Origin of the sequence: Sphingopyxis sp. Geo25, assembly GCF_949769135.1 — a bacterium.
In the GTDB taxonomy this organism is placed as follows: domain Bacteria; phylum Pseudomonadota; class Alphaproteobacteria; order Sphingomonadales; family Sphingomonadaceae; genus Sphingopyxis.
Map to the genome: position 1 here is coordinate 1,082,184 of NZ_CATKOZ010000001.1, position 16,278 is coordinate 1,098,461.

The window sequence follows — 16,278 nt, forward strand, 5'->3', positions numbered from 1 at the left end:
ATTTATTTCCGGATTTCGATGGTTTCGGAGGTGAACTGGTCGTTGGTATAGACGCAGATGTCGGCGGCGACTTCCATCGCCTTCCGGGCCAGCACCTCGGGGTCTTTTTCATAGTCGGCGAGCGCGCGCGCGGCGGAGAGGGCGAAGTTGCCGCCCGAGCCGATCGCGGCGATCCCGCCCTTGGGTTCGAGCACGTCGCCGTTGCCGGTGATGACCAGCGTTACCTCCCTGTCGGCGACGATCATCATCGCCTCCAGATTGCGGAGATATTTGTCGGTGCGCCAGTCCTTGGCGAGCTCGACCGCGGCGCGGAGGAGCTGGCCGTTGTGACGTTCGAGCTTGGCCTCGAGCCGTTCGAAGAGCGTGAAGGCGTCGGCGGTCGCGCCCGCGAAGCCGCCGATGACGCGGCCGTCGTGAAGGCGGCGGACCTTCTTCGCGTTCGGCTTCATCACGGTCTGGCCCATCGAGACCTGGCCGTCGCCGATCACGACGACCTTGTCGGCACTGCGGGCGGAAAGGATGGTGGTTCCGTGCCAGGGTGCGGCACTTTGCGCATGGGGATTGGTCATGCGGCGGATATGGGCGATGGGTCGGTGCGCCGCAAGGGGAGGGGCAAGGGACGCGCCTGCGGGAGGTGACGTCAGGCCGTCGGCGGCGGGTTCGCGGCCAGATATTCGACGATCGCCTTGACCTCCTGCGCGCGGTCTTTCGGGATGACCAGCACATCGTCGCCGAGCGTGACCACGATCAGGTCCGAGACGCCGACTACCGCGAGGCGCTTGCCGCCGTCGGCGCGGAGGTAATTGCCGTGCGCGTCGAGCGCGACGACATGGCCCATTCGCACGTTGCCGTCCTCATCCTTGTCGGCAAGGTCGTAAAGCGCCGCCCAGCCGCCGACGTCGGACCAGCCGGGATCGACAGGCACGACGACGAGCTGTTCGGCGCCTTCCATCACCGCATAGTCGATCGACTGCGACGGGCTGGCGAGGAAGGCCTGCGGATCGGGGTGGATCAGGTGGCCGTCGGTGCGCGAAGCCGCCATCGCGGCGTCGCAGGCATGGGCGATGGGCGGCTGCTGCCGTTCCAGCTCGGCCAGGAAGCGATCGGCGCGCATCAGGAAGATGCCGGCATTCCAGTAATGCCCGCCCTCGGCCAGCATCGCCTCCGCCTTGTCGCGCGCGGGCTTTTCAACGAAGCGGCGAACACGGTTGACGCCGGGCGCGATGGTTTCGCCCGCCGCGATATAGCCATAACCGGTTTCGGGATGTGCGGGCGCGATGCCGAAGGTCGCGAGCGCGCCCGCTTCGACCGCCGGTCGCGCGGTGTCGACGGCGCGCAGGAACGCCGCGACATCGGTCATCAGATGGTCGGCGGGCATGACGAGGATCAGCGCGGCGGGATTGCCGGCAAGTGCGGCGAGCGCGATCGCGGGGGCGGTGTTGCGCGCCGCGGGCTCGACGATGATCGCCGCGTCGCCGACGCCCGATGCCGAAAGATCGGCCTCGACATGCGCGACATGCGCTGGTCCGCAGACGACGAGCGGCGGCGCGAAGCGGGTGCGGTCGTCGACGCGGGCGAGCGTCTGCCGGAACATATCGCCGTCGCCGATCAGCGGCTGAAACTGTTTCGGCGCCTCGCTCGTCGATACGGGCCACAGACGCGTGCCGGTGCCGCCCGACAGGATGACGGGGACGATCGTCATGTAGGCCAGCACAGCAGCGCGCGGGCGCCGGATTCGAGCGCGATCGTGTCGGCGCGGTCGGTCGCGATGCATTCGCCGAGCGTGACGGCTTCCCCCTCGATGCTGCAGCCGTCGGACAGGGGCACGAAGATATAGGCTTCGGCATCGCTCGGGAGATCGGCGGTGACGTCCGGTCCGGCGAGGTGCAGCAGGTGGAAATGGGGCCCGTCGACGAGAAGGCGGCTTTGGCTTGCGGCGACGCGGCCGTCGCGCGGATCGGGGCGCGGCCGCGTTTCTGCGACGGCGATCCCGGCGTCGAGATGCAGGTCGCGCGGGCGGCCATAGTCGTAGAGGCGGTAGGTACAGTCGACATTCTGCTGCACCTCGACGACGATCAGGCCCGCGCCGATCGCGTGGATCGTGCCCGCGCGGTTATAGACGAAGTCGTCGGTGGTGGCGGGGCGCCAGTCGATCCTGTCGACGATCGATCCGTCGAGCGCGGCCGCGCGCAGCGCCTCGGGCGTCGCCGCGGCCTTCAGCCCCACACCGAGTTCGGCGTTCGGGTCGGCGTCGAGCACCAGCCAGCATTCCTCCTTGCCCGACGCGAAACCTGCTGCGCGCGCGGCAGTATCGTCGGGGTGGACCTGGATCGACAGCCGTTCCGAGGTGAAGAGGAATTTGACCATGATCGGCGCGTCGGTGCCGGCGGGGAGGGTGAACCAGATCTCGCCGATCCGCCGTCCGTCGAAAGCGCCGAACGCGGCCGGAAGATCGATGCGACCCCAGGGCTTTTCGACGGGAACGGGGGTAAGGCGGGTCAGCATCGAACCGAAGGTGCGAGGTTGCCGGAGCGGCGTCAAGCGGCGCGGTAGAGGCGGTTGCCCCCACCCGAGTTCGGCTGGTCGGGCCAGAGGCCGCGGGTGTCATAGACGATCTTGTCGCCGCGCTCTTCGAGCGGGATCGACTTGAAGAGGTCATGGTCGACGAGGACGATGAGCAGGTCGCACTGCGCCAGCGCGCTGTCGAGGTCGATCAGCTCGGCGCCGGTCCCCGCGAAGTCCATCGGCAGGCCGCGCGCATAGGGCTCGACGATGCGGATCTGCTTGCCGAAGCGGCGGGCGAGCGCCGCGGCGACCTCGACGGCGGGGCTTTCGCGGAAATCGTCGATATTGGGCTTGAAGGCGAGGCCGAGGCAGGCGACGCGCGCCTCGGGATGCTGCGACACCAGCATTTCGGCGGCGCCGATCACATGCGCGGTCTTGGCCAGATTGACCTCGCGCGCGGTGCGGATCAGGCGGCTGTGATCGGGCGCGCCGTGAACGAGGAACCAGGGATCGACCGCAATGCAATGGCCGCCGACGCCGGGGCCGGGTTGCAGGATGTTGACGCGCGGGTGCCGGTTGGCGAGGCGGATAACCTCCCACACGTCGACGCCCATCTCCTCGGCCATCATCGACAGCTCATTGGCGAAGGCGATGTTGACGTCGCGGTAGCTGTTCTCGACCAGCTTCACCATTTCGGCGGCGCGCGCGGTCGTGGTGACGCACGCGCCGCGGACGAACTGACGGTAGAAAGTCATCGCGCGACGCGCGCAGCGAGGCGTGATCCCGCCGATGCAGCGGTCGTTGTCGACCAGCTCGACGAGGATGCGGCCGGGCAGCACACGCTCGGGGCAATAGGCGACGAAAATCTCGGCGGCGCCGGCGCAGGCGCCCGGCACCTTGAGGTCGGGACGAAGCTCGGCGAGCAGCGCGGCCACCTTTTCGGTCGTACCGACGGGCGAAGTCGATTCGAGGATGACGAGATTGCCCGCTTCGAGCTGCGGCGCGATCGCGCGCGCGGCGGACAGGACGTGGCTGATGTCGGGACGGTGCTCCGCGTCGTGTGGGGTCGGCACCGCGATCACGAACACGCCCGCAGGCGCAACCTCGGTCGATGCCGTCAACGTCCCGCGCGACACGACGCCCTGCACGAGGCCATCGAGATCGACTTCCTCGATATGCACCCTGCCGCTGTTGACGGTGCCGACCACCTCGCGGCTGACATCGACGCCGGTGACGCGGCTGCCCGATCGCGCGATCAGCGCGGCGGTCGGCAAGCCGATATAGCCGAGGCCGAGGACGGTGACCTTCTGTTCGCTGTCAATGGGCACGCGCTACGATCTCCGCTATTCTGTCCGCCGCCTTGCCGTCGCCAAAGGGATTATGGGCGCGGGCCATGACGTTATAGGCGGCTTCATCGTCCAAAAGACTGAAAATTTCAGAAATGATGCGATTTTTGTCGGTGCCGACGAGCCGCGCGGTGCCCGCCTCGATGCCTTCGGGGCGTTCGGTCGTCTCGCGCATCACGAGCACGGGCTTGCCGAACGAGGGTGCCTCCTCCTGGACGCCGCCGCTGTCGGTGAGGACGAGATCGCTAAGGCCGAGCAGGCGCACGAAATGCGGATAATCGAGCGGATCGATCAATGCGACATTCGGCAAGTTTCCAAGCAGAGGTTCCATCGCCCCGCGAACATGGGGATTTGGATGGACCGGAAACACGACCGCGACATCGTCGCGCGCCGCGATTCCGGCAATCGCTTCGGCGATCGCCTGCATCCCGTCGCCGAAATTTTCTCGCCGATGCGAGGTGACCGCGACAATGCGCTTGCCCGCGAACCGCGCGGCAAGCGGATCGAGACCGGCGGCGAGCGACGGTTCCTCTTCGATCCGCGCTCTGGTCGCGAGCAGGGCATCGATGACCGTGTTGCCGGTGATGTGAATTCGCTCCATCGGAACATTTTCGGCGCGAAGCGCGGCAGCGGCGGTTTCGGTCGGCGCGAAATGCAGGTCGGCGACCGCGCCCGCAACCTTCCGGTTCACTTCCTCGGGCCAGGGATGATAGATGTTCCCGCTGCGCAGCCCCGCCTCGACATGGCCGACCGGGATCTTGCGGAAATACGCCGCAAGCGTCGCCGCCATCGTCGTGAGCGTGTCGCCGTGGACGAGAATCCGGTCGGGCTTTTCGCGGTCGAAGGTTTCGCCGAGGCCGGTGACGAGCCGAGCGAGGAGGGCGTCGAGCGACTGATTCGGGGTCATCACGTCGAGATCGACGTCGGGAACGATCCGACCGATTTCAAGAACCTGGTCGAGCATCTCTCGGTGCTGGGCGGTGACGCAGACGCGTGTCTCGAGCGTGACTCGGGTACGGAGCGCATGCACGACCGGAAACATCTTGATCGCTTCGGGGCGTGTCCCGAAGACGGTCATTACCTTCATGCTTTGGTCCTCCAGCGGCGTCCGCGGTCCATGGCGCGTGCCGGTGCGGTGCCTAATGCGCGATTAATCGTCAAAGCTTGCAACACCCTTAAGGTCTCGGAGCGCAGGCCGAAACGGGTTTTGACCGCGGTCATGCAACGCTCCCCGGCAAAAGCCGTTGTTGTTTCGCGAGGCGAGGGAGGCTAGGGGAACGGCGTTTGACCGCCGGTCCGGAGTCCTCCCCGCGGTAGCGGTGTTTTCGAATTGGGTTCTTTTCATGTTCTGGAAGCGTAAGAGCAAGTCTGCTCCTCCGATGCGCGACAGTTTTGCGATTCCCGACGGTCGGCGTGTCTATGCCATCGGTGACATTCACGGGCGCGACGACCTTTTCGCCGAACTGATTGGATTGATCCGCGCGGACAATGCGGCGCGCGATCATGCCGAAGTGACGCTGATCCTGCTGGGCGACCTTGTCGACCGAGGCCCACAGTCGGCAGAGGTTGTCGAGCGCGCGATCCGGTTGAAGGACGAATTTCCCGATACGCGCCTGTTGATCGGCAATCACGAGGAATGTTTCCTCGCCGCGTTGACGGGGGACGTCAGGCGGCTACGCTATTTCATGCGCATCGGCGGCGACGCGACCGTGCGAAGCTATTGGAAGGATGAAGCGACCTTCGTTGAAGCCAGTTTCGAGGAGGTCGCGGAGCGTTTGCCGGCCATCGTCCCGTTCGAACATGTCCAATTCCTCGGCGGTGGCGAGGATGTCGTCGAAATCGGTGACTATATATTCGTTCATGCCGGCATTCGCCCCGGCGTGCCGATCGGAAAGCAGTCGTTGGGCGATCTGCGCTGGATCCGTGAAGAGTTCCTCGATGACGAGCGCGATCACGGCGCGATAATCGTGCATGGCCACACGATCTACGATGAGGTCGATGAGTGGCCCAATCGCATCGGCATCGATACCGGCGCCTATAAATCCGGCGTCCTTACGGCGATTGTTCTGGAGGGGACCGAGCGCCGCTATTTGAAAACGGACGGTGAATGACGGGGGTGGGCGGGTTTTCATCGCGGCATTCCATCGATCCGGCTCGTTGCCGTTTCCTCGCCCTTGAGAACCGGCCTTTCGGCCACTAGGCGCGAGCGAAACCGGAAAAGGTCCGGTTGTCGCAAAGGTTTACGGATTTGCCGAACCGTCTCCGTCATCATGTTTGTTATTGGGAATGTCGCAGCTTGTCGCTATCAACCGCCTGCGCAAGCTGAACATTCGCGCCGCGACCTGCCGCGCTCGAGAGGTTTGAGAATGGATATTTGGGACGGTCAGGCACTTGCGCTGCGCGAACGCGCCATGGCTCAGGCCGTGCATTGGTTGGCTTGGCTCGCCGATCTGCCGCGTCGGCGCCGCCAGCAAGTGGCAATAATGATGGACGCAGTGCTGTGCGTGGTTGCGGTCTGGATCGCACTGTCGCTCCGCGTCGGCGAGTGGAATTTGTTCACACGCCCAGTCTTCATCCTGTCGGCCGTTGCCATCATCCTTTGGTTCCCGATTGCGCTGCGGTGGGGCATCTATCTGTCGATCATCCGCTTTTCCGGCGGCCGGACGATGATGGGTTTAGCGGTGGCGTCGGCCCTATTCGCGATTCCGATGGTTTTGATATTCATGGTGGTCGGCATCGCGGGGGTTCCCCGCACCATGGGTCTGCTCCATCCGATCATTTTCCTTGCATTGCTGTCGGTCAGTCGGTTGACGATCCGCTTTGCGCTTGTCGACATCCTGCACCGGGCGAATGGCGGACGCGAGCTGAGACGCGTGCTGATCTATGGTGCCGGCAGGGCCGGTCAGCAGCTTTCGCTTTCGCTTCGTCACGAACCGCATGTCCAGGTTCTGGGCTATGTCGACGACGATGTCCGCCTCAACGGTCAGCGGCTCGACGGCATTCCGATCTATTCGTCCGACCGTCTCGCTTGGGCGATCCGGACCCTGATGATCGACGAGGTACTGATCGGCCTCCCGCGGATTTCGAGGGCCCGGCGCAGAGAGATCATCGACGCACTCCAGAATTTCCAGGTGCAAGTTCGCGTGTTGCCGAGCCTGAGCAGGATCATGGATGGCGAGGTTTCGATCAACGACCTGCGGGCCGTGCAGATCGAGGATTTGCTGGGGCGTGACCCGGTTGCGCCCAATGCGCTGTTGATGGGGCGCAATATCGTCGGCAAGACCGTGCTCGTCTCGGGTGCCGGGGGGTCGATCGGTAGCGAGTTGTGCCGCCAGATCCTGAGCTTTCGGCCACATCGCCTGATCCTGGTCGACCAGTCCGAATACGCGCTCTATGCCATCGACGATGAACTGACGGCTGCGGCGGCGCAGATTGACGGTTCGGCGATAGCCATCGTTCCCGAGCTGGGGAATGTCGCCGATCGCGATTCGATTTCACGCATTTATTCGCGCTGGAGGCCGGACACGGTTTTCCACGCCGCCGCATACAAGCACGTCCCGCTTGTCGAGACCAACCCGGTCGCGGGGATGCGCAACAACATATTCGGCACACTGTTCAGCTGCCTCGCGGCCGAGGAGGTCGGGGTCGCCACCTTTATCCTGATCAGCACCGACAAGGCTGTTCGACCGACGAACATCATGGGGGCGTCCAAGCGGGTCTGCGAGTTGATCCTGCAGGCACGCTCGGCAAAGCGGCGCTCGACGGTGTTCACGATGGTCCGGTTCGGTAACGTTCTGGGATCAAGCGGATCGGTCGTTCCGCGCTTTATGGCGCAAATTCGTGCCGGAGGACCAGTTACGCTCACCCATCGGGACGTTACGCGGTACTTCATGACCATTCCCGAGGCGGCGCAACTCGTGATCCAGGCGGGTGCGATGGCGAAAGGGGGCGAAGTTTTCGTGCTCGATATGGGGCAGCCGGTTCGGATTCGTGACCTTGCTGCGTCGATGATCCGGCTGTCAGGTCTTTCCGTGCGCGACGACACACATCCCGACGGCGACATTGAGATTCGCGAAATCGGGATGCGGCCAGGCGAAAAGTTGTATGAAGAGCTGCTGATCGGCGAGGATCCGCAGTCGACGATGCACGAGCGCATCATCCGCGCCAGCGAAACGATGTTAGACTGGGACGATCTTGCGCGCGCGCTCGATGGCTTGGCGGGTCATCTGGCACGCGGGGAGGCTGACGAGGCGCTGCAGATCCTCCGCGCGCTGGTACCTGAATATGCTCCTCCGGTCGACCATTCGGTGATACAGGCCGCAGGGTAAGGCAGGCGGGTTTTCAGGGCCCGTCAAAGTGGTTCAAAAACACGCTAGCGCGCCCTGAAACTATATCCTAAGGGCTCCCCTCCCTGCTCCCCCGCCGGTCATCTTCAAAAGATAATCGAGAAAGCATTTTACGGAATTCCATGCTGATTGCGAAGACGACATCGCCCACGCGGCACGACGAACGCAATGTGCTGCGCTGGCTTCTGCCAGCGACGATTCTGCTCGCCATGCTTTTGGGAGGTTCTTCGCGGGCCGACATTCTTTCCCTGCTGATCCTACGCCCCCTGTCGGCGTTGCTGCTGGTTTATGCTCTCTATCGCTATGGCGCCGAGGCGTGGCGCCAATCGCCATCGCTGATGGCGTTGACGGGGGGCGTGGTTCTGCTGGCCGTCGCGCATGTCGTTCCGTTGCCCCCCGCTGTGTGGTCGGCGCTTCCGGGGCGGGAGGTCGTGGTCCAGACATTTGAAGTTGCAGGTATTCCGCTGCCCTGGCTGCCGTTGTCGATGTCGCCCGTCGGTGCATGGAACGCCCTGTTCAGCCTCATGCTGCCCGTCGCGGCTTTGATATTCGCTCTCGCGGCCAGCCCCGAAGACCGACTTCGAGCGCTCAAATGGGTGATGGCAATCGGGTTGGTCAGCGGATTTATCGGGCTGATGCAGATGCTCGGTCCACCGCGCGGGCCGCTCTATCTCTATAAGGTGACCAACGTCGGCGCGGCCGTTGGCCTTTTTGCCAATCGCAACCACCAGGCCGTCCTTATGGCGAGCCTCTTCCCCCTTTTGGCGATGTACGCTTCGCTGGCTGACAATTCGCGCGGACGGTTGCAACTTCATCGCGCCATTGCGATTGCGGCCGCCGCTTTCATCACGCCCATGATCCTTGTCACAGGATCGAGAAACGGCCTTGTCCTCGGCGCCATCGGACTTGCGCTGGCGGTATGGGTCTATGGCAGGGGCGCGGAGAAGCTGGCCGCCAAGCCGACGGCCATGCGCTGGCGCCGATGGGCGCCTTATGCGGTCGTCGCGGTGCTCGTGGGCCTGTCGTCGTTGACTATCTTTGCGGCGCGGGGTGTCGCCTTCCAGCGGCTCGTCAATCTCGATGCCTCGCAGGATCTTCGCCTGAAGGCGTTCCCGACCGTCGTCGAAATCGCCCGGGATACCTTCCCCTGGGGCAGCGGGATGGGGAGCTTCGACGAGGTTTACCGGCGCTACGAGCCTGGGCAGTTGCTGTCCCCCAATTATTTCAATCGCGCGCATAACGACTGGCTGGAGATCGTGATGACGGGCGGCCTGCCGGCGGTCCTGCTTGCGGCGATGGCGATCACCCTGTTCATCATCGCAGTCGTCGCGGTGCTGAAGCAGAAGGAGCGGGGACGGTCGCGTCGCCGGATATTGATTTCGGCCCGCTGCGCGGCCGCCATATTGCTGTTGCTTGCCATAGGCAGCATTGCCGAGTATCCGGCGCGGACACCCTCGCTGGCTGTGCTTGGAGTATTGTGTGCGGCCATCCTCAGCGGTGTCCGCAAGATAGACACGGACGTTTCTTCGCGCGACCGCCAGGCCGCGCCGAATCGGCATCGTGATACCGGAGAAATTTGACCATGATGCGTGCTATTTTCGCGGCTGTTGTTCTCGCCATGGCGAGTGGCTGTGCCTCGGTTCCGCCGCTTCAGTCGAACCAGTCCATCCAGGTCGTGGACGCAGCGGAGCTTCCGCCGCCAGCAACCGCCGGTATGGAAGGCGGGTACCAAATCGGGGTGTTCGATCGCTTGCTGATCGATGTGCTCGGTTTCGAAGAATTGGCCAAGCGCGAGGTTCAGGTAGATGCGGCGGGCAATATCGCATTTCCGATTGCCGGATCGGTACGCGCCGCCGGCCGAACGCCGGGTCAGGTTGCGCAGGACATCACGGCGCGGATGCAGGCAGGTCATATCCGGAACCCCCAAGTCTCGGTCAACCTGTTCCAGTCGACGAGCCAGTATGTTACGGTTGAAGGGCAGGTGACGGAGCCCGGAAACTATCCGCTGGTCGGCGACATGACGCTGATGCGCGCGGTTGCAGCCGCCAAGGGGCCCGACGAATTCGCGAAGCTGGACGATGTCGTCGTCTTTCGCACTGTGAACGACAAGCGGATGGTCGCGCTCTATAATCTCGCCGCGATCCGTCGTGGTTACTATAGCGATCCGCAACTTTACGCGAAGGATGTCGTCGTGGTCGGCGATTCGCCGGGGCGTAGGCTGTTTACGCGGATCATCGAGGCGTCTTCGCTGATTACCGCGCCGATCATCGCGCTGGTTAGCAGCAATGCTTTGTAATACCGCCCCGTATTGCAACGTGGCCCCTTCTGAATGAGCATGTCAATGAATCGAATCCCCTTCGAATTGCCCGGTAACGAGACTGCGGGGCCGAATTCCGGTGCGGAAACGGCCGAGCCGCCGCTGGTGCTCCAATATTGGAGCATGGCGCTGCGCCATCGCTGGGTCGTGCTCAGCATCGTTATCGGTTCGATCGTCGTCGGGATTCTCGCGACATTGCTCGCGACGCCGCAATATTCGGCGACCTCGCGCATCGAGATTTCGCGCCAGCAGCAGCGCATCACCAACGTGCAGGGCGTGGAATCGGAAGAAACCGGCCGCGACCTCGAGTTCTACTTCACGCAATATTCGTTGCTTGAGGCGCGCTCCTTGGCCGAACGCGTGTCGCGCCAGCTCAACCTGCCCCGGAACGAAGCCTTTTTCGCTGCGCACGGGATCGAACCCGAGGGAGGCGCCTTGTTGAATATCGGCGGCGACCGTCCGCTCGATAGTGCTGCGCTGGCGGAGCGGCAGAATCTTGTCGTGGAAACGCTGCTCGAGCATGTCGCGGTCAATCCGATCCGCAGCTCGGCGCTCGTCGACGTCAGCTATTCGAGCGCGTCGCCTTCGCTTTCGGCCCAGATTTCCAATGCGTGGGTGCAGCAGTTCATCGCGCAGAGCATGGACCGACGGTTCGAATCGACCACCGACGCACGGCGGTTCCTCGAAACGCGGCTGGACGGTCTTCGCCAGCGGGTGGAACAGTCCGAGCGAGATTTGGTGAACTACGCTTCGCGTCGCGGGATCGTTCGTTTGCCGCAGGAGTCGTCCGACGGGCCGACCCGTAACATGGATACACTGGCGGGCAGCAACGTCCGTCAGATCAGCAACGCGCTCGCGCAGGCGACGGTCGCTCGCGTCGATGCCGAAGGAAAGCTCGACGCGGCGCGCGCGCGGCGCGCCAACGAAGCCGCGCTCCAGAACCCGGCACTCAACGAGTTGCGGAAGCAGCTTGCGGAGGCCGAAAGCGAATATTCCCGCGCATTGGTGCAGTTCGAGCCCGAATATCCGGCAGCGAAAGCCCTGCGCGAAAAGGCGGACTCGCTTAAGCGCAGCATCGCGGCCCAGGAAGGGCGTGCGGTTGAGAGCTATGTCACCAACTACGAGGCGGCCGCCAAGCGCGAAGGCGCCTTGAAAGCTCGTCTCGACAAGCTGCTCGGCCAGCTCAACCAAGAGCAACGCGATAGCATCCAGTACAATATCTACCAGCGCGAGGCGGATACCAACCGCCAGCTCTATGATGGTCTTCTGCAGCGCTACAAGGAGATCGGCGTAGCAGGTGTCGGCGCGAACAATATCTCGGTGGTCGACGTCGCGTCGGTTCCCGAACGTCCGTCCTCGCCGCGGCTCATCGTCAATATCCTGATGGCGTTGGCTGCTGGCATCGCCCTTGCTGCAGCGGCAGTGTTCGTCCTCGAAAATCTCGATGAGGGACTTCGCGAACCCGACCAGGTTCGCCAGCGCCTCGGCCTCCCGCTCCTTGGCGCGGTTCCGATGTTCGAGGATGGCAATGTTCGCGACCTGCTGGCCAATCCGAAATCGTCCCAATCGGACGCCTATTTCACCGTTCGAACAAACCTTGGCTTCTCGACCGATCATGGCGTGCCGCAGTCCCTCATGACGACGAGTACGTCGCCCTCTGAGGGCAAGTCGACGACGAGTTTTGCGCTGGCGACGATCCTCGGCCGCATCGGGCGGAAGGTCATCCTGATCGACGCCGACTTGCGCAAGCCGACAATCAACAAATATTTCGACGCGGAGAACAAGTTCGGTACGAGCAACTATCTGGCCGGGGACGACAATCTCGACGGCCTCATCCAGCCGACCGAGCATCCCAATCTGAGCTTCATGGCTTCGGGCCCTCAGCCGCCGAATCCTGCCGAGTTGTTGGGCGGCCGACGCCTGGAGCAGTTGATCGTCGAGCTCCGCAAGCGCTTCGACCATGTGATTGTCGACAGCCCGCCTATGCTCGGCTTTGCCGACGCACCGCTTGTGGCGAATGCCGTTGAAGGGGTGGTCTATGTCGTCGAATCGCAGCGGACCCCCGCACGCGGAGCGACGCTGGCGCTGCGCCGACTTGCCGAAGCGCACGCTCGCGTGTTCGGCGTCGTGCTTACCAAATATCGCGTCAACCAGGCGGGCTACGGCTACGGCTACGGCTACGGCTACGGCTACGGCTCCGACGGACGGGACAAAGCCGACACCGAGGAAAACTGATCGGTGCGGAAGGGATATTCGTTTCGCAAGCGGTCGGATAGGGGGGACGGCATCGCGCCGTTGCTCGCTGCGATTCGCCAGGGCCTGACGCCGTTGGCGTTGTTGGCTGCCATCGTTGCGCTGGGCCTTGCCTGGCTTGCGTTTATGAACGCAAGGGTCGGCGTCGGGCTTCGGTTGATGCCCGATACGACGATGGGGGCGGGTTTCGATCCGGTGCGGTCGCGACTGTCCACGTTCGAGAAAAAGCAGGTCACGCCGGGTTTCAAAGATCAGGCGGCAGCGGTGCGGGTGGCAAAAGCCGCGCTGCGCCAATCACCGTTGAACCCCCGCGCGTTGCGGATGCTGGCGTTTGCCGACATCGCAGGCGGACGTATCGACCGGGCGGAGGCCAAGATGGTCATGGCAGACCGCTTGTCGCGGCGTGACGGCGCGACGCAGTTGTGGCTTGCTGATCGGCGCGGACGGCAGGGCAGGATCGGCGACGCCCTGCGTCATATCGACGTGTTGCTGCGAACGAGCCCGGAAGCGACGACGCCGCTGCTCGAACGATTGGCCGTGGCGCTGGCGCTTCCCGAAGCGCGCGCTGCGATCAAACCGATGATCGTCGCCGATACACCATGGATCGAGCGTTTCTTCGCTGTCGCGGTGGAGCGATCGCCCAGCATGGCGCCGCTTGGCGAACTGGTGGCTTCATTGCGCGAAGCGCCTCGCCTCCAGCGGCTCGAGGGCAGCTACGCCTCGCTCGTTTACCGCCTTGCGGGCGAGCAGCAATATGACCTGATGCGCAAGGTCTATGTTAAGTTGCCGGGTGCGCGAGTGGGAGATCTTTACGACGTCAGTCTTCGCTCGGCGGTCGACCCCAAGGGTTACCGGCCTGTGATCTGGGACTTCGGTTCGCGATCGGATCGGGGGGCTGCGATGCTCGGTCCCGACGAGGCCGAGTTCTTCGCGATGACCGACGTGCGCGGCGTTGCGGCAAGTAAGGCGGTGTTCCTGAAATCCGAGGGGCAGGCGCTGCGATTCCGGAAGAAGGAAGGTGTCGGGGGCGACGGAGCTGCGGCGTTCTGGCGCGTAACCTGTGTCTTAGGGCGCGCGGCGAAGACTTCGATCCAGAGCCGGAACCTGCTCGAGACGCCCAACGGAACCGTCCTTCGCGTTCCGTTCCCCGCTGGCTGTGGCGCGGCGCAGATCGAGATGATCGTCGACGGAGCGATGCGCCGCGATCCGACGCGGGTCGTTCTGTCCGAAATCGGTCTGTCGCGCTGATCGCTTCGAATTTCCGGGTTTTGTTGGCCGTTGGCCGTATCTAGATGGAATGGTACATGCCCCGCGTTTCGGTTGTGGTCCCAGTGTATAATGCCGAAGAATATATCGGCGAGACGCTGCAGTCGATCGGCGGTCAGACGTTCAGCGACTTCGACGTCCACGTCGTCGACGATTGTTCGACCGACAGCTCCGCCGCGATCGTGCAGGCCTTTTGCGCTGCGGACGACCGATTTTTCTACCATCGCTCGCCAAGCAATTTCGGCGGGCCCGCAGGACCGCGAAATTTGGGGATCGAGAAATCGTCCGGTGAATATGTCGCGTTCTGCGACGCCGACGACATATGGGTCGCCCACAAGCTGGAAACGCAGTTGACCGTCGCTGAAGAGACGAGGGCCGACGTCATATCGGCAGTCGTCCGGGATTTTCATGACGGCGAGGAACGCGTTGTCGTCGCGCCGCCGTCGGGCGCCGCCCCGCGTTCGGAAATCTCTCACGCGCGCTTGTTGCTTAAGAACTGGATTGCACTTTCCAGTGTCGTCGCACGCCGCTCGGCGCTCGAGGCGGCCGGTCCGTTCAACCCCGCGCGAACGCACATCGCGGTCGAGGACTTCGATATGTGGCTTCGCATCACCCAAAGCGGCGGGCGCGCCGTGCGGGTGGGCGTGCCGCTCGTGCACTATCGGAAGCTTCCGACATCGATCTCGGCGAGCAAGACGATGATGATACGCAAGGCGCTGAACATGATCGGCGACGATTATGAGCGGCGCGGGAAGGGTGCGCTCTTCAAAATTCTGCGTCCGATCCACTGGGTCTTGTATGTGGGCACCTCGGCTTGGATGCGCGCGATCCGGCGCGAGCTTTGACGGCGAAGTGTCGACGCTATGGAGAATATGAAATGACGACCCCCTACGACTCCAAAAGGATACTGATTACCGGGGCCGCCGGATTCCTCGGCAGCCACCTGTGCGAGCGGCTGGTCGCACAGGGGCATGAGGTGCTGGGCATCGACAATTATTTTACCGGCCGCCGGGCGAACGTCGCTCATCTTCTCGGCAAGCCGAACTTCGAAATGATGCGTCACGACGTGACCTTTCCCCTCTTCGTCGAGGTCGACGAAATCTATAACCTCGCCTGCCCGGCGTCGCCCGTGCATTATCAATATGATCCGGTGCAAACGACGAAGACCAGCGTCCATGGCGCCATCAACATGCTAGGCCTCGCGAAGCGGACGGGAGCCAAGATTCTCCAGGCATCTACGTCGGAGGTTTATGGCGATCCCGAACAGCATCCGCAGACCGAAGAATATTGGGGCAATGTGAACCCGATCGGCCCGCGATCCTGCTATGATGAAGGAAAGCGCTGCGCTGAGACGCTGTTCTTCGATTATCATCGACAGAATAACGTTCGCATCAAGGTCATGCGCATCTTCAACACCTATGGTCCGCGAATGCATCCCGAGGATGGCCGTGTCGTATCCAATTTCATCATGCAGGCGCTGACCAGCCAGCCCATCACCATCTATGGGGACGGTTCGCAGACGCGTTCCTTCTGCTATGTCGACGACCTGATCGAAGGCATGATCCGCCTGATGAATTCGCCTGACGATGTTACGGGGCCGATTAACATCGGCAATCCGGGCGAATTCACGATCCGTCAGCTGGCCGAAAAGATCGTCGAGATGGTTGGCGCCGATGCTGAGCTGGTCTTCAAGGATCTGCCCGTCAACGATCCGATGCAGCGCAAGCCCGATATCGGCAAGGCGATCTCGCTGCTCGACTGGCGACCGACGATCGCGCTTGAGGACGGGCTTGGCAAGACGATCGAGTATTTCCGGTCGCTGGTAAGCGAACGTCAGAGCGCGTGACTATGGGGCGCGAAGCCATACCTGTACTGGGAGGCTCTGCGATGCGGTCGCCGATGCTGTCGATCGTTTGGTTTACGATCGGCTTTGCGCTTATTGCGGCCCTCTACACCGGGCTGATGTTCAAATTCTGGGCGATCGGTTTTGTCCTTCTGCTGACCGGTGCGAGCTACGCAGCGCTGGGCGGCTATACCGTCGCCTCGCTGCGGTCGGTCGATAGGGCCAACAGGCGGCCGACCTCGGCTCTGTTCAATATCATCGTGGCTGTGATTGCTCTGCTCGGCCTGTGGGCCATGTTTTACGACCGGACCGAGATTCGCGGTATCGACTATGTCAATTTGGGGATCGCGGCCGCCCGCGCCGAATTCAACCGCGTGGGTGAACGTGGCGGCCTGATCAGCG

At 63.2% G+C, this 16,278-nt stretch carries 13 protein-coding genes; 8 read left to right on the forward strand and 5 right to left on the reverse strand.

What is annotated here, in order from left to right; genetic code table 11:
• Positions 1-2 precede the first annotated feature (2 nt).
• The 5 genes from hslV to wecB all read right to left on the reverse strand — a co-directional run bounded on the left by hslV (position 3) and on the right by wecB (position 4,938).
• On the reverse strand, positions 3-569 hold the full coding sequence (hslV, locus tag QOL68_RS05415; protein WP_282947627.1) for an ATP-dependent protease subunit HslV: 567 nt from the start codon (positions 567-569) through the stop codon (positions 3-5).
• A 71-nt stretch (positions 570-640) separates the two neighbouring features.
• On the reverse strand, positions 641-1,702 hold the full coding sequence (locus QOL68_RS05420; protein ID WP_282947629.1) for a mannose-1-phosphate guanylyltransferase/mannose-6-phosphate isomerase: 1,062 nt from the start codon (positions 1,700-1,702) through the stop codon (positions 641-643).
• On the reverse strand, positions 1,699-2,505 hold the full coding sequence (locus QOL68_RS05425) for a class I mannose-6-phosphate isomerase (protein WP_282947631.1): 807 nt from the start codon (positions 2,503-2,505) through the stop codon (positions 1,699-1,701). Before QOL68_RS05425 ends, QOL68_RS05420 begins: the two co-directional genes overlap by 4 nt.
• 32 nt (positions 2,506-2,537) lie before the next feature.
• Positions 2,538-3,833, reverse strand: a complete 1,296-nt coding sequence (wecC, locus tag QOL68_RS05430; protein WP_282947633.1) for a UDP-N-acetyl-D-mannosamine dehydrogenase — start codon at positions 3,831-3,833, stop codon at positions 2,538-2,540.
• Entirely contained in the window at positions 3,823-4,938 is a 1,116-nt protein-coding gene (gene wecB, locus QOL68_RS05435; protein ID WP_282947635.1) for a non-hydrolyzing UDP-N-acetylglucosamine 2-epimerase, read from the reverse strand. Before wecB ends, wecC begins: the two co-directional genes overlap by 11 nt.
• Before the next feature lie 160 nt (positions 4,939-5,098).
• On the opposite strand from wecB, the gene QOL68_RS05440 reads away from it, so the two are divergent.
• The 8 genes from QOL68_RS05440 (at position 5,099) to QOL68_RS05475 (ending at position 15,879) form a co-directional block, all read left to right on the forward strand.
• Positions 5,099-5,962 (forward strand): metallophosphoesterase family protein, encoded by an 864-nt coding sequence (locus QOL68_RS05440; RefSeq protein ID WP_283419586.1) that lies wholly within the window; start codon positions 5,099-5,101, stop codon positions 5,960-5,962.
• Between the two features lie 255 nt (positions 5,963-6,217).
• Positions 6,218-8,179 (forward strand): polysaccharide biosynthesis protein, encoded by a 1,962-nt coding sequence (locus QOL68_RS05445; RefSeq protein ID WP_282947637.1) that lies wholly within the window; start codon positions 6,218-6,220, stop codon positions 8,177-8,179.
• Between the two features lie 140 nt (positions 8,180-8,319).
• Positions 8,320-9,777 (forward strand): O-antigen ligase family protein, encoded by a 1,458-nt coding sequence (locus QOL68_RS05450; protein WP_282947639.1) that lies wholly within the window; start codon positions 8,320-8,322, stop codon positions 9,775-9,777.
• 2 nt (positions 9,778-9,779) lie between these two features.
• The gene (locus QOL68_RS05455; protein WP_283404281.1) at positions 9,780-10,493 is read left to right on the forward strand and encodes a polysaccharide biosynthesis/export family protein; all 714 of its coding nucleotides are present in this window, start codon (positions 9,780-9,782) and stop codon (positions 10,491-10,493) included.
• Positions 10,494-10,538: 45 nt separating this feature from the next.
• Entirely contained in the window at positions 10,539-12,749 is a 2,211-nt protein-coding gene (locus tag QOL68_RS05460; protein WP_282947643.1) for a GumC family protein, read from the forward strand.
• A gap of 144 nt (positions 12,750-12,893) precedes the next feature.
• Positions 12,894-14,015 carry a tetratricopeptide repeat protein gene (locus QOL68_RS05465; protein WP_282947645.1) on the forward strand — a complete coding sequence of 374 codons (1,122 nt, stop codon included), beginning with the start codon at positions 12,894-12,896 and terminating at the stop codon, positions 14,013-14,015.
• A 56-nt stretch (positions 14,016-14,071) separates the two neighbouring features.
• A complete protein-coding gene (locus QOL68_RS05470) occupies positions 14,072-14,878 on the forward strand; it encodes a glycosyltransferase family 2 protein (protein WP_282947647.1) in 807 nt (268 codons plus the stop codon).
• A 32-nt stretch (positions 14,879-14,910) separates the two neighbouring features.
• Positions 14,911-15,879 (forward strand): UDP-glucuronic acid decarboxylase family protein, encoded by a 969-nt coding sequence (locus tag QOL68_RS05475; protein ID WP_282947648.1) that lies wholly within the window; start codon positions 14,911-14,913, stop codon positions 15,877-15,879.
• The last annotated feature ends 399 nt before the right edge of the window (positions 15,880-16,278 follow it).

Coding starts and splice junctions, on each gene's coding strand:
- QOL68_RS05465 (WP_282947645.1), top strand. CDS start 12,894: ATGAACGCAAGGGTCGGCGTCGGGCTTCGGTTGATGCCCGATACGACG.
- QOL68_RS05475 (WP_282947648.1), top strand. CDS start 14,911: ATGACGACCCCCTACGACTCCAAAAGGATACTGATTACCGGGGCCGCC.
- QOL68_RS05455 (WP_283404281.1), top strand. CDS start 9,780: ATGATGCGTGCTATTTTCGCGGCTGTTGTTCTCGCCATGGCGAGTGGC.
- QOL68_RS05460 (WP_282947643.1), top strand. CDS start 10,539: ATGAATCGAATCCCCTTCGAATTGCCCGGTAACGAGACTGCGGGGCCG.
- QOL68_RS05425 (WP_282947631.1), bottom strand. CDS start 2,505: ATGCTGACCCGCCTTACCCCCGTTCCCGTCGAAAAGCCCTGGGGTCGC.
- QOL68_RS05445 (WP_282947637.1), top strand. CDS start 6,218: ATGGATATTTGGGACGGTCAGGCACTTGCGCTGCGCGAACGCGCCATG.
- hslV (WP_282947627.1), bottom strand. CDS start 569: ATGACCAATCCCCATGCGCAAAGTGCCGCACCCTGGCACGGAACCACC.
- QOL68_RS05420 (WP_282947629.1), bottom strand. CDS start 1,702: ATGACGATCGTCCCCGTCATCCTGTCGGGCGGCACCGGCACGCGTCTG.
- QOL68_RS05450 (WP_282947639.1), top strand. CDS start 8,320: ATGCTGATTGCGAAGACGACATCGCCCACGCGGCACGACGAACGCAAT.
- QOL68_RS05470 (WP_282947647.1), top strand. CDS start 14,072: ATGCCCCGCGTTTCGGTTGTGGTCCCAGTGTATAATGCCGAAGAATAT.
- wecB (WP_282947635.1), bottom strand. CDS start 4,938: ATGAAGGTAATGACCGTCTTCGGGACACGCCCCGAAGCGATCAAGATG.